The sequence below is a fragment of the Sphaerochaeta globosa str. Buddy genome, from assembly GCF_000190435.1.
In the GTDB taxonomy this organism is placed as follows: domain Bacteria; phylum Spirochaetota; class Spirochaetia; order Sphaerochaetales; family Sphaerochaetaceae; genus Sphaerochaeta; species Sphaerochaeta globosa.
In genome coordinates this window covers 2,744,625-2,757,276 of the sequence record NC_015152.1, presented here as the reverse complement: position 1 = coordinate 2,757,276, position 12,652 = coordinate 2,744,625, and the positions used below count along the sequence as shown (strand labels likewise).

General features: G+C 47.4%; 13 protein-coding genes. 3 read left to right on the top strand and 10 right to left on the bottom strand.

Features of this window, described 5'->3' with window-relative positions:
- Positions 1-73 precede the first annotated feature (73 nt).
- Complete coding sequence (locus tag SPIBUDDY_RS12820) at positions 74-1,468, top strand: NAD(P)H-dependent oxidoreductase (protein WP_013608193.1); 1,395 nt, start codon at positions 74-76, stop codon at positions 1,466-1,468.
- 20 nt (positions 1,469-1,488) lie between these two features.
- Here SPIBUDDY_RS12820 and SPIBUDDY_RS12815 read toward each other — a convergent pair whose 3' ends face one another.
- Positions 1,489-1,896 carry a hypothetical protein gene (locus tag SPIBUDDY_RS12815; RefSeq protein WP_013608192.1) on the bottom strand — a complete coding sequence of 136 codons (408 nt, stop codon included), beginning with the start codon at positions 1,894-1,896 and terminating at the stop codon, positions 1,489-1,491.
- Between the two features lie 122 nt (positions 1,897-2,018).
- Here SPIBUDDY_RS12815 and SPIBUDDY_RS12810 point away from each other — a divergent pair, with 122 nt between their 5' ends.
- The gene (locus tag SPIBUDDY_RS12810) at positions 2,019-2,348 is read left to right on the top strand and encodes a transcriptional regulator (protein ID WP_013608191.1); all 330 of its coding nucleotides are present in this window, start codon (positions 2,019-2,021) and stop codon (positions 2,346-2,348) included.
- Between the two features lie 125 nt (positions 2,349-2,473).
- Here the strand turns inward: SPIBUDDY_RS12810 and SPIBUDDY_RS12805 are convergent, their stop codons facing one another.
- From SPIBUDDY_RS12805 to SPIBUDDY_RS12785, 5 genes are all read right to left on the bottom strand, one after another.
- The gene (locus SPIBUDDY_RS12805) at positions 2,474-2,734 is read right to left on the bottom strand and encodes a hypothetical protein (RefSeq protein WP_013608190.1); all 261 of its coding nucleotides are present in this window, start codon (positions 2,732-2,734) and stop codon (positions 2,474-2,476) included.
- A 26-nt stretch (positions 2,735-2,760) separates the two neighbouring features.
- Positions 2,761-3,144, bottom strand: coding sequence for an FMN-binding protein (locus SPIBUDDY_RS12800; protein ID WP_013608189.1), 384 nt, complete (start codon positions 3,142-3,144; stop codon positions 2,761-2,763).
- A gap of 3 nt (positions 3,145-3,147) precedes the next feature.
- Positions 3,148-3,765 (bottom strand): TetR/AcrR family transcriptional regulator, encoded by a 618-nt coding sequence (locus SPIBUDDY_RS12795; RefSeq protein WP_013608188.1) that lies wholly within the window; start codon positions 3,763-3,765, stop codon positions 3,148-3,150.
- Between the two features lie 117 nt (positions 3,766-3,882).
- A complete protein-coding gene (locus tag SPIBUDDY_RS12790) occupies positions 3,883-6,549 on the bottom strand; it encodes a diguanylate cyclase domain-containing protein (RefSeq protein ID WP_013608187.1) in 2,667 nt (888 codons plus the stop codon).
- A 208-nt stretch (positions 6,550-6,757) separates the two neighbouring features.
- On the bottom strand, positions 6,758-7,918 hold the full coding sequence (locus tag SPIBUDDY_RS12785) for a diguanylate cyclase domain-containing protein (protein ID WP_013608186.1): 1,161 nt from the start codon (positions 7,916-7,918) through the stop codon (positions 6,758-6,760).
- Positions 7,919-8,208: 290 nt separating this feature from the next.
- Between SPIBUDDY_RS12785 and SPIBUDDY_RS12780 the strand changes: the two genes are divergently transcribed.
- Positions 8,209-8,853 (top strand): hypothetical protein, encoded by a 645-nt coding sequence (locus tag SPIBUDDY_RS12780; RefSeq protein WP_245523779.1) that lies wholly within the window; start codon positions 8,209-8,211, stop codon positions 8,851-8,853.
- A gap of 108 nt (positions 8,854-8,961) precedes the next feature.
- Here SPIBUDDY_RS12780 and SPIBUDDY_RS12775 read toward each other — a convergent pair whose 3' ends face one another.
- From SPIBUDDY_RS12775 to SPIBUDDY_RS15845, 4 genes are all read right to left on the bottom strand, one after another.
- A complete protein-coding gene (locus tag SPIBUDDY_RS12775; RefSeq protein WP_013608184.1) occupies positions 8,962-9,471 on the bottom strand; it encodes a TRAP transporter small permease in 510 nt (169 codons plus the stop codon).
- A 12-nt stretch (positions 9,472-9,483) separates the two neighbouring features.
- Complete coding sequence (locus SPIBUDDY_RS12770; RefSeq protein WP_013608183.1) at positions 9,484-10,764, bottom strand: TRAP transporter large permease; 1,281 nt, start codon at positions 10,762-10,764, stop codon at positions 9,484-9,486.
- A 73-nt stretch (positions 10,765-10,837) separates the two neighbouring features.
- On the bottom strand, positions 10,838-11,863 hold the full coding sequence (locus SPIBUDDY_RS12765; protein WP_013608182.1) for a TRAP transporter substrate-binding protein: 1,026 nt from the start codon (positions 11,861-11,863) through the stop codon (positions 10,838-10,840).
- Between the two features lie 37 nt (positions 11,864-11,900).
- A complete protein-coding gene (locus SPIBUDDY_RS15845; protein ID WP_013608181.1) occupies positions 11,901-12,368 on the bottom strand; it encodes a cupin domain-containing protein in 468 nt (155 codons plus the stop codon).
- Positions 12,369-12,652 lie beyond the last annotated feature (284 nt).

Sequence of the window (12,652 nt, the reverse complement as noted above, 5' to 3'; positions counted from 1 at the left end):
ATTTTCTTGACTTCCCGCTTTTACCCCCATACCCTATAGCCAATACTAGTATGCTGAAGGAAGGAGATTGGGTATGGGTGAAGCGACCAAGGTGGTTATCGTCAATGCGAGTCCGAAGGGTGAGTATAGCCTTACCCTGCAATATGCTAAGTATCTGGTTACCCGTGAGCCAACTATTGACTGGTTCATTATTCACGTTGGTGAACAGTTGACCGATATGGAGTATGACAAGGCCTGGTTTGAGAACAGTCTTGGTGTGCTCGAAACGTGTAAGGCCGTCATCTGGGCTACGCCAGTTTATACCATGCTGGTTCCCTGGCAGCTGATCCGCTTCTTTGACTTGGTCAAGCAGGCAGGAAGGGATTCCATTTTCAAGGACAAGTATGCAACCAGCGTGATGAGCTGCTTCCACTACTTTGACAACCTTGCAGAGCAATGGCTCTATGGGACCTGTGAAGACTTGGGCATGCATTTCATGGAAGGATTCAGTGTCGACAATACCGATCTCCTCAAGAGCGAGTTCCGAGCAAGCATGCGTTTCTTCATGCAGGAGTTTCACCAGGCCACAATCGATCGATCTGTTGTGATACGCCGCAGCAATGTACTGAGAAATGAGAGCTCTCCTCCTTTCAAGGCGCAAAGTATGCATTCTGCAACCGCCAAGAAAAAGGATCTGCGTACCGTGTTGCTGACCGACGAGAAGAACACGGACAGCAATCTGTCTGCCATGATCGATGTCTTTGTAGCTGCGTATCCCAATGAGGTGGAAGTCGTGGACATCAACAGCTTCCCCTATGAAGGAGCATGTCAGGGGTGTCTCAGATGCGAGCTGGTAGGAGAATGCGACCGCAAGGACGGGTTTCAGGACTTCTACCAAAACTTGGTGAACACCTGTGATGTATTGGTCCATGCCATGAATATCGAAGGGCGGTACGCCCGCCCCATATGGAAGCTTTTCTTGGATCGAACGTTCTCCAACGGCCATCGAACGAGCATGATGGGCAAGCACACCTGTTATCTGGTAGCCGGCCCTTTGAGCCAACTTCCCAACATGAAGGAGTTTTTGGAAGGAAAGGATCGGGTTGGAAAAGAGAATTCAGCAGGCGTCATCAGTGATGAGTGCCCCGATTCTGCTCATTTGCAAGCCTTGATCGAGAACCTCGCCTTGCGCCTCGATCGTGCAGCACGAGCCAACTACCAGAAAGGTGTCAACTTTTTGGGCGTCGGTGGTATGAAAATCTTCCGTGATCTGATTTATGGTATGCGCGGTGTGGTGCGGGATGACCACCGCTTCTATAAAGAGCGCAAACTTTACGACTTCCCGCAGAAAAATCTGAAGAACCAGCTGTTCAATCTCTTCATGGGAGTGGCAACCACCTTCAAGTTCGTACGCCTTGGGGCATATCAGAACATGAAGCCCCTGTACATCCTGGAACACAAAAGGTTGGTCGATTCTGACAAGCTTTAGGAAAATAATTGTTTGATCAATTAGTATTCAATGATCAACGGTTCGAATGAGGCTCCCCTGGCAGCAGGAACATAAACGAGGTTTTCCGTATCGAAGGCAAGGAAGGCTGTGGTCTCTTCCTTCTTCTCGAGAATGGGAATCGACCTGGGGCCAGCCCAAAACTTTCGTGGTTTATCGTGTGTATAGCGGATAGTAATCCTATCCCCAACGGTGAGGTTGGACTCGCTGCGAATAACGGTACGTACCTCCGCATTGGCTTTGACTTTAGTGTTGCCGGAAAAGAGGTTGTAGGATTTGGAGACAGAAAGTACTTTGATTTCCAAGTGCTCAAAAGCATTCAGCTGCATACCCCGGTACTCCTCTGGTGCAATCTCTGCACTCAAGGTCCCTACAGTGAGAAGCAGCAGCAATACCAACAGGTGTTTCACGTACGTATCCTCTCTTTATTTCATCATGTACGGCACAATTAGCGATTTGTCAATTGAAGCGCCCTTGCAGACTGGACAGCTTTGCATGTCGGCAGTAGGGTTGGTCAAGGAGTTTTACCGATATGGCAACCACCCAGGATTTCATAGAGTTTGTCGTAAACCAGATAGATGATGTATGGCAGCCGCTGTACAAGAAAATGTTTGGTGAGTACATGGTGTATGTGCATCGCAAACCCCTGTTGCTGGTCTGCGACAACACTGTGTATGTGAAGATGTTGGAAAGCCTTTCTGCCGTTCTTGGTGAAGCTGAGAAAGGCTTTCCCTATCAGGGAGCAAAAGAACACTACATCGTCGATGTGGAAGATAGGGAATTGTTGTACCAGGTTATCGAGATTCTCGAGCAAGAAATTCCTGTTCCCGTCAAGCGCTCCAGAAGCAAGAAGAAGAGCTGAGTCAGGTCAGTCTTCATCTGCATATGCAATGATACAAAACTTTTAAAGGCCTTTGGCTGATACATAGTAATAAGATGCTTTCGAGGGGGCTCCATGATGGTGTTGCTTGGGCCAGCCACTCTCATCTACAGAGTCCCATAGAGTTTTCGCTGAAAGACTTGGACTTTATATTCAAGCCTTTGCAGCCTATGGACAGTATAGGTACGCTGAAGCTGGAGAACAACCTGTACCAAAGCTTGTATCAGCATACTTTTTTTCTTTGTTGTTCGCATGCAGTGCTCTAGATACTGGGTATCGATCCCTTCTTGTCTGCAAGCTTGGCTGAAGTGGAAACTTTGACTCAGCCGCTCTCTCTGCCGCTGATGGTCATGCTGTGTGAATTCCATAGCAGTGAATCCTCCTTTTGCTGTAGTTAGGGTTGTAGTGCCAGCTCAATGGATTTTAGGTAGGCCTTTGAAGTCACGGTGGAGCCTGAAACTGCATCGACTCCCAGGCTCTGCTGATCAAGGACCTTTTCGAAAATTGCATTCGAAACCTCAGCCTTTGCAAAGCGCACATCCTTGATAATGGATATTGCCGTGATTGCATGGCCTTGTACCGTTACTTCCAACATATTGCTCCATCGTTCAAAGGTAAACGAACCACGGTAGGAACCGTTTTCGACGGCTGACAAGGAAATTCCTCCCACCTCAAGGGCCATCATTTCATCCAGCCCTTTTGTCAAAGAAAGCAAACTGCAGGAACTGAATACAGTAAGCGAGCCGAGGAGGAAAAGGAATACGGTGATTTTTCTCATTGCTTATTCCTCCATCCTTGCCATTCGGGCGACCACTATGTCGGAAAAGTAGGTGATCACCGTCTCTCTCTGCTTCAGAGGAAGGTCTTTCTCGGTGATGAGTTTCAGGGCAAGGCCCAAGGTGGCCGCAGCAATCGACTGGGCGGTCAATTCAACCAGGTCTTGGTCGAGTACCCTCCCTTCATGCATGGCATTGATGCACTTTCCAATAAATTGAAGCGGAAGTCGTTTCTCCATATCGCCCTTTGACAGATAGGAGGTGTGTTCCAATACCTCTGCCGAGCTGTCCAGATGGACGATGACAAACTCTTTGGGAATGGTGAGTGCTGTCATCAGGAAGGTGCGAGTCATTCCTGTCAGCATGGCTATCGGTTCCTTGGCGGCATGCATTGAAGTTCCAAGGGCTATCGTAAGCTTTTGGTATCCTCGTTGCAGCAAAACTGAAATGATTTCTTCCTTGCTGGCAAAGTAGTGGTAGATAAGCGAAGGGGTATAGTCAATTTTCTGGGCGATTTTACGGACCGATATGGCTTCAAAGCCTTCTTGTTCTGCTATTTGACTTGCAGCTGCGAGTATATCGTCCTTCATCTGCAGTGCATCGCGCTCTCTTCTTGTCGGCATGGCGGCTCCTTGTTGAACAGTGTAAGAATATTAAACACTGTTCTATATATTCCTAAATATATTCCTTGTCAACAAGATAAAGCATTTTTTATACAGAAAATGTAAGAAGACTGTTGATCAGCTGTCTTGTCGCCCTGTATCGGTTTTCTGTAGGAGCTTGAGAAACAGTGCTGCAAGATCTGGGTCGAATTGACTCCCTACTCCTTGCTCGATAACTGCCCTTGCACGTTGTTCGTTGCCCTGTTCTTCATTGTTTCTGACCCTGTCATAGACTTCGGCTATAGCGATAATGCGGGCAAGCAAAGGAATCTGCACTCCTTTCAGGGCACGAGGGTAGCCTGTTCCATCCCACCTTTCATGGTGAGAGTAGACAGGTTCTGCGAGAATTAGGGTGTCTTCAAACAGGTTCAGGATGCGATAGCCGATCACAGCATGCTGCTGCATGGTGGCATACTCTTGCTCGGTGAGGGTTTTCTTGTGAAGCAATTTTTCAGGGAGGGAAACTTTTCCAATGTCGTGCAGGAATGCGGCTTGCTTGAGGGTGGCGAGCTCTGATTTGCTGATGTGAAGTTCTAGTCCGAGAATCTCACTCAGATTGCTGACCTCGATCGCATGCTCTCTTTCACGACTGCTGCGAGCATGCAACCTCGCTTGCAATGTAGTAATCATATCGGTTTGTACATGCTTGCGATTGGTTACTTTATCCTTGTACATGGCATTCTCAGCATTGGCCATCAGCTCTGCAAGGGTCATCGTTTGATTGGTTTTTGTTTCATAGCCCAAGGAAATACTGCACTTGATTGCATCAGAAGGCGCGTGTTCAAGGCTTGCATGAATCAGGGAGATGGTCATTCGAGCTTGTACGGTGTCGGTATTCGGAAGCAGCACAATGAACTCATCGCCTCCAATGCGTGCCACTACATCACCACCCCTGCATGCTTGCTTCAGGATTTCAGCTGCTTGGCAGAGCAGGCGGTCTCCAGCCCCATGACCAAAGATGTCATTGGTTAGTTTCAACCCATTAAGGTCGGCAAAGATAAGGGATAGGGGCCAATACTGGGCGGTATCGAGGAGGCGGAACTGTTCCTCAAAATGCCGCCTGTTGAACAGACCTGTCAAGGGATCATGACTTCCCAAGTAGCTGATTTGGTTCTCTCTCTGCTTGCGTTGGGTGATGTCCATGAAGGAGACCACCCCTCCAACTATGTTGCCTGCACGAATTTGGGGGTAGGAGTGGTAGGCTACCTCGAAAAAGGTTCCGTCGGCTCTCCAGAACACTTCGTCCTCGGCTTCGTAGCCTTTGCCCTCTCGTATTGACTGGAAGATTTTGCAACTCGAAACAGCCATCGGTTTGCCATTGCGGTTGCTATGATGAATAAGATCGTGCATCTGTTTGCCCAGAAGTTGCTGAAACCCGGTAAAGCCTAGGATGTTTACGGCACTTTGGTTGCAGAAGGTGCAATATCCGTCGAGATCGATTCCATAAATACCCTCAGCTGTAGAGTTCAATAGCAGCTCAAGTTGCTGCTTGTTTTCCTCAAGGGCGTCGGTTCGTTCCTTGACTTGGTCCTCAAGGTTGTTGATCAGCTGTTGCATGGTGTCGGCGACATTGTTCATGGAGGAAGCGATACCGCCGATTTCATCCTTGCGTGTAAAACTTACACGTTTTGAGAGGTCGCCTTCCGACAAAGCTTTTGAGACTTCAAGCAGGTGCGATATCGGCTGCATCAAGTACGAACTGGCTGCTACATACAGTATCAGGCCGATCAGGAGGGCTGCCAAAGCCAATACTATCGTAATGACGATGGTCTGCCTGACCTGGGCAAATAAGAGGGATCGAGGGATGGCCGAGATCACCACCCAATCGATACCGGCAAGCTGTAGGGGGAACAGACTTACCTGATAGTCTTCATACAGCGAACTCTGTCCTGCTTCATACGCTTGGGCAAAGGCTTGGGTTTCGAGTTCAGCGACATGCTTTCTCTTAAGTTTTCCATCCTCACTGACCGTGAAGTTTTTCAAACCGAGGGAATTGGCAACCAGCAATCCACTCTCTCGTTCCACCACTATGGCCTGCCCTTCATGTGAACGGACGGTGTTCGCCAAAAAATCTCCTATCCGATTCAAAAGAATATGGGTGCCCAGAACTCCTTGCAGCACATGATCGCGATCATAGATCGGCCAAGCTGCAGAGATGGCAAGATCATCGATGATGAAGTGCTTGTAAACCGGAGAAAATGAAGGGCCTTCCTGTTGCTCGGCAACTTGGTACCACGCTCGAGTACGGGGGTCGAAAGGTCCGGCATCCAGAACTTTTTCTCCTGCACTGAGGTCTTCAGCAACTGAATAATACCAAGAGTGAGAGTCGGTTTGCTCATTGTTTCGCATGATTTCGATGGCACCTTGCGTATTGCGGCGCGCACCGTAGTAGTGACCGTCGCTGCTGCCATAGCTGAAGCTGTATAGGGAAGGGTCGAAGGAAGACATGAGTGATACGAAGAACCGGTCGCGTTCCTGTTCATCATCCAGATGTACAATGCGTTCTTCGATCATGCCCTGACTTGTGTGATTGATTTGAAGCGGAACTTGCATGAATGTACGAAGTTGTTGCTGCAATGACAAGCCGATTGTGTTTGCTATGTCATCTGTGGTTTGTTCAGCAGAGGCAGCCCAACGAACATACACCAGTGAGCCAATGCCCCCTATGGTGAACACCATTACGGCAAGGAACAAGAGGAATACCATACTTTTGATTGAAAGCGGCTTTGCTTTTATGCGGTTCACAGCTCAACCCCTTGTTCATGGGCGCTCGGTTCTGTCATAAGTAAAATCAGTATGACATAGGAGCAAGTAAAAATACTAGTGCTTTTCCGCAGTGACAAGGTTTCAGACTCGGTAGAATTCCGTTGTCCAAGAGAATGGATGTAAATAGAAAGGTACAGGCTTAAGACTCAAGTCTGAAGTTCTTGCTAATTACGTATGAATGGACTGCTTAGTGATGGTGCTTTTTCAGCTTTTGCACATACAGGTCCTTGTCAGATAAATCGATCAGCGTCTCAGCTGTAATGCCGGGAAGCCATTCAGCCATGCCGATGCTTGCCGACACACGCATTCCTTTCAAGTCAGGAATATCGATTGCGCTGATTTCATCCTCCATGCTCTTCTTGGCTGCTTGCGCTTGCAAAAGTGTGGTGTTGGGTAAGAGTACTGCAAATTCATCGCCTCCGTAGCGGTAACACCCTTTGGATTTATCTACTGCCTGCATCAATGCCCTGCCTATACACCTCAATACACTATCCCCTACCGGATGACCGTAGGTGTCGTTGATGGCTTTGAAGGAATTGACGTCGAGCATGCATAAGACAAAATTCTGATTGGTCTTTTTTGCTTCCTCCAAGGTTACCTGCAGTCCTTTCAGGAAGGCTCGCTTGTTGCCGAGCTTGGTTAAATCGTCAATGCCGTTACGTTCATGGATGGCAACTATGAGGATGTAGATAGCAATGGAGATCAGTAGGGTGAAGACGGTAAAGCTGATATTCAGGACCCAACCAAACCGTCTGAATTGTACCAGAAGATAGTCTTCTGAATAGTCGACCCCTACCAGTCCAACTGTCGACCCGTCCCGGTTATCCTTAATCGGAGCATATGCTGAAAGGTAGGTCCCCCAGACACTGTCATCCTCAACTCGTGTTACGGTCGATTCTCCTGAAAGCAGAGTCTGGAGCTCAGCTGGATCCATGCTGTCCCGGCTGCCGAAGGGGGAGAAGAGTACACTGTTGGGATTCTCTGCATCCAGGATGAATATGCTGGTTTTGTCGTTGAGGTACTTGCTGGTATAAATAAAGGTGACATCACTGTTCCTTTTTATCTCTTCAAGGACTGCGTTGAACGCAAGGTATGTTTGTTCAAGCTTGCCGCCCTCTGCCAATACATCCGCTTCCGAGAGAGGGCGATAATCCTCTATGTTGTAGGATAGGAAGGCTGCCACAGAAACAGCGAGGCTGCTTGCTTTTGATTGGGTTTGTTCGATCATGATGGCTTCAGCCTGTTTATAGATGTAGTACACAGGCATGGCGACAGAGAACCCCACTACAAGCAGGAGCAGAAGGAAAAGATTACGCTTCCAAGCCAGGGCATGACGGTTGATGGGCATGCTGAAACCTCTGTCTGTAGCTGGTACGTTAGAAGTGACAGTCCAGTATCACGTACCTCTTTCCTACTTATAACGTATGATACGCTCTTTGTCATGTGAATGTTGTGCGTTGCATTCGTATAATTCTTCTATGCTCTCATCCCAATCGTATGGGCAAACGGACGTACCGGGCAGTAAAGTATGCTGTTCAGCATCAATTTATACGAGAATAGACGATTTTTATTGACAGATGAGGTAAAGTTGTTCCAACTATTATCTCATGTTGTATGAAAAAGGGGTATGAATTTACCATGAAGAGAAACATCTTTATTGTTGTGCTATTGATTGCATTGGTGAGTATGTTTGCAAGCTGTGATATGTCGATGAGCAGTGATGCACTATCACGGAGTCTTTCAACAAGTGACGAGGTCGTGTCACGCAAGGTGGGAAAAACCGGCGGACCTACAAGCTTCACAGCGACTGTTAATGTGTACCAGGACTATGAGAGTGTGGTTACCGAACACAAGGGTGACAGCAACCACTACAAGACTGTCGAAGAGACCTTGTATAGTTTTGCCTATGGCCCATACGGTGGAGCGGTTGAGTCCGACTGGGATTTGCTTGATGGCAAGAATGTGATCATGAACAATGTCACCAACTACAATCTCGATCCTGTTACCGGTGCGATTTCCGGCTCCAATCATAGCGTAATCAAGATTGTTGATGACGCCATGCAGGTTGTCGCGGTATTGGAAGCAAACGGCACGATCGATGGCTCTCTGCTTGGTGCCGAAATTGCCATGAATTGGGTACTCAAGGAAATGAATGGCAAGAAGGTCAACGCTCGCGGCAAGATTGGCGGTCTGTTTACTTGGGCCGTATTCAATTATGAAACCATGTCACTGGAGTATATTCTTCCCAATGGGACGTTCAATCTGACGGGCACCTACAACTAAGCTATCATTGTTAGAAGGTTGAGCCGGGCTTTTCAGCCCGGCTTTCCTATTTCCTGGCGATTCATACTGCCCTAAGCGGATCTTTGAATCTGCACAAGGACTTCTTGATTACATCGTAGCTGCAGGAATCGGCATTCTCCCGATTGCAATCATCAGATTGCAATACAAATCGCGGATGGTATAGATACAGAGAAAGAGAGCGCAGATCGGGATTGCCATATACCCCCAGCGTTTGCAGATAGGCAGTATTGTCATGGTCATGTTTCCCTCAATGGTCAGTTTGGTGCCATACCAAAGCAAGAGAGAGAAAAAGGTAAGACTGATGAGGTTGGTTACGACCTCCAAGTAATAAAAGTGCTTTTTTGTGCCAAAGCGAGTTACCAATAAATCGACCTTGAAATGCTGTTTTTTCTGACAGAGTACTGCACTCGATGCCATGACCATATAGGCAAAAAGAAGTTCGACAACTTCTGAGTACCAACTCATTTTAATCGGTGCACTAGTAATCCTGATCACCACATTGCTTAAGAGTACCATGAAGAGGGCTACGAAACAGCCTATGGAGAAGGTGGTTAAAGCACGTACAGCTAGTTTGTCTAGTTTTCGTAATAATTCCATACAATCCTCTCTTTAGGCCAAAAGATTTGGCAGTGTCATGGAAAGCGGCGGCCAGAATGCAATCGCAAGGAGGACCAAAAAAATACCTAAGACATAGGGTAGTACTTCCTTGGACAGTTCGATGACACTAACTCCTGATATGCTTGAAACTGCATACAGGCTCATGCCTACAGGGGGTGTGAGCAGCCCAATCATACTAGCAAGGATCATGATTACACCAAACTGAACGGGGTCCATACCGATTGAGGTGATTACCGGCATGAAGATAGGTGTAGTAATAAGAATGACGGCAACCCCTTCCACAAAGCAACCAAGCACCAGAAGGATGAAGATGATGATGAGGATCAAAATGGTAGGATTGGTGGTGAGCGTAGTCAGACCTGTTATGATCATATTAGGTATTCTTTGGTGGGTAAGGAAGTAGGCGAGGAAGTTTGCGACAGCAATTATGAAAAGTGTCATACAGCTTTGCAACATTGAATTAGTCAGGACTTTTTTAAGGTCTGCAAGCTTGATTTCCTTATAAACCAGCGTTCCGAGAATGAGGGCATAAAAGCTTGCAATGACTGCAGCTTCGGTTGCCGTGAAAAACCCTCCCCAGATACCTCCGATGATCAGGACCACAGTCATCAGAGAGGGAATGGCTTTCCAAAAATACACCAAGCGCGTTTTCCAAGGCATTTTTGCCTCAACAGGGTAGTGTTTGCGTTTGCTGGTGATAAACACGGCAACGCTCATTGCTGCTGCCATGAGTAGGCCGGGAATGAAGCCTGCCATGAAGAGTTTTCCGACTGAAGCTCCTACAATGGAAGCGTAGACGACAAAGGGGATGCTTGGGGGGATTACCGGCCCGATGGTGGAAGAGGCTGCGGTAATACCTGCAGCAAATCGCTTATCAAAGCCTGCATCTCCCATTGCCTTCATCTCAATAGCTCCCAAGCCTGCCGCATCGGCAACTGCAGAGCCGCTCATGCCTGAGAAGATGACGCTTGAGAGAATGTTTACTTGTCCCAAGCCCCCCGGCCAATGGCCGCAGCAGGCTCGAGCAAAGTTGAAAATCCTATCGGTGATACCCCCGGTATTCATCAGGTTCCCTGCAAGAATGAAAAAAGGAATCGCCAACATGGTAATGCTGGTCGCCCCCACGTAAATTCGTTGCGGCATGACTGCCAGATATTGGCCTTGTCCAAGGGCTGCGAAGATGCCAAGTGAAGTGATACCCATGCTTGCTGCAACGGGAACACCGAAAATCATAAGACCGATGAGTAATACAGAAACGATCAATGCCAACATAGTGTACTCTCCCTTTTATAAGCGTGAAGCAGCTGCAAGCACTGCCGCTTCACGCATACACTAAAACCCAGCGTTATTTGCTATTCTTGGTATCACTTACCATTTTCAGGAATTGGTCGATGATCGCCTGGTCCCCAACGTACTTGGAGATTGCCTTGTACGACGAGTCCATTTTGGCTGCAAAGGCCGCAGTATTGGGCCGAGTGACAATCATTCCCTGCTTCTCAAGTTTAGCGATGTAATCGGCATCACTGCTCTTGATCAGGTTTCTCATGGTCTGGGCTGCATTGGCACTCTCTTCGCGCAGGATTTTCTGATTCTCGGCTGACAGCTTGTCCCAAACCTTCTTGGAGACTACCAGGTTCATGGAGTTGTACACATGGTTGGTGATGGCAAGATACTTCTGTGCTTCATAATACTTGTTGAAGTAAATGACGCTCAGCGGGTTTTCCTGTCCATCAACGGTGCCTTGTTTCAACGAGAGGTAGAGTTCATTGAAGGCTATGGTCTGCACGTTTGCTCCCAAGGCTTCCATACAGGACTGCAGTTGGATCTCTCCCGGCGTCCTGATCTTAAGGCCTTTGACATCATCGGGGGAGTTGATGGGTCGTACCGAGTTGGTAAGATTCCTGAATCCATAATCCCAGCTTCCGATGAAGACAAGGCCCTTTGACAGAAGGTCGTCCTTTATCCAATTGTAGAAAGGTCCATCCAATACTTTGTAGGCAAGGTCATAGCTGTCAAAGACAAAAGGAAGCATGACAACGGCAAACTTGGTTGAATACTTGCCAAGCGATCCCTGGGTGCCGAGTGTCATGTCGACAACGCCTTGGATGTTTTGTTCAAGCATTTCATCGGGTGCTCCCAATTCATTGTTGGGATACACTTCGATTTTAATGGCTCCGTTGGTCCGCTTTTGTACGTTCTCGGCAAATTGCTTTGCAGCAATCCCACCGGGGTGGTCAACTGCCGCATAGTGTGCCAGCTTCATGTTGATAACAGGAGCAGCGGCGGCTGCTGTTTCAGCTTGTGCAGCTGCGAAAACTGTTGTCAAAGCCAAACAAAGAACCATCAGAATTACAACGATACTTTTTTTCATCCTTTCCTCCTATGTTTTGTGGATATTCCACAAATTGCTATTTTTTGGCCCTCAGTGCAGCCAAAACCCCTTTGAACCAGGTGGGTACCTTGGTCTCAATCTTGTTGGCGGGATATTTTCCCTCGGAATCGGGCATGGTTTTGTAGGAGATCATTCGTTCAACATGCCCGCCTTTGTCGGTACGGGGGGGTGAGAAAATATCGATTCCTTTGAAGCCTGTGAGAGTTACCCCTCCGTGCATGACATTGCCCGGATGAATGCAGACATCGCCTGCTTCCATGTGAATCTTCTGCCCATCGATTTCATGTTCCTCGGTACCTTCCAGCATGATGAGGATTTGTTCAGCTTCGTGGGAGTGTAGGGGAAAGGTTGCTCCGGGAGGGTTCTGGATGAAACTGATCTGAATGTTGTCACCTAATAGGAATTGCGTGACTATCCCTTCTTTTTCCACAAGCGGTGTGAAAGGTAGATCATCGATGCGATATACATACTGTTTTTTTGCCATGGGGCTCTCCTTCCTTCTTTTTGAATCGAGTATTTATATGAATTCTTGTATAAGTATAGGAACCGGTTTTTTGAATTGTCAACTCTTGGATACAAGCAAAATAGATAAATTGATAATAATGTCCAAAAATATCTGCAAATACTGGTAATATTCAGGACATTATTGATGATACAACGTCATAACTTGGATACATGAAGAGTATATGGCGATAAAAAAATTCTATAAATGACAAATATAGTTGCAAGAAATGGCAATAAAAGTATAGTATTTGCCAATATTTCTTG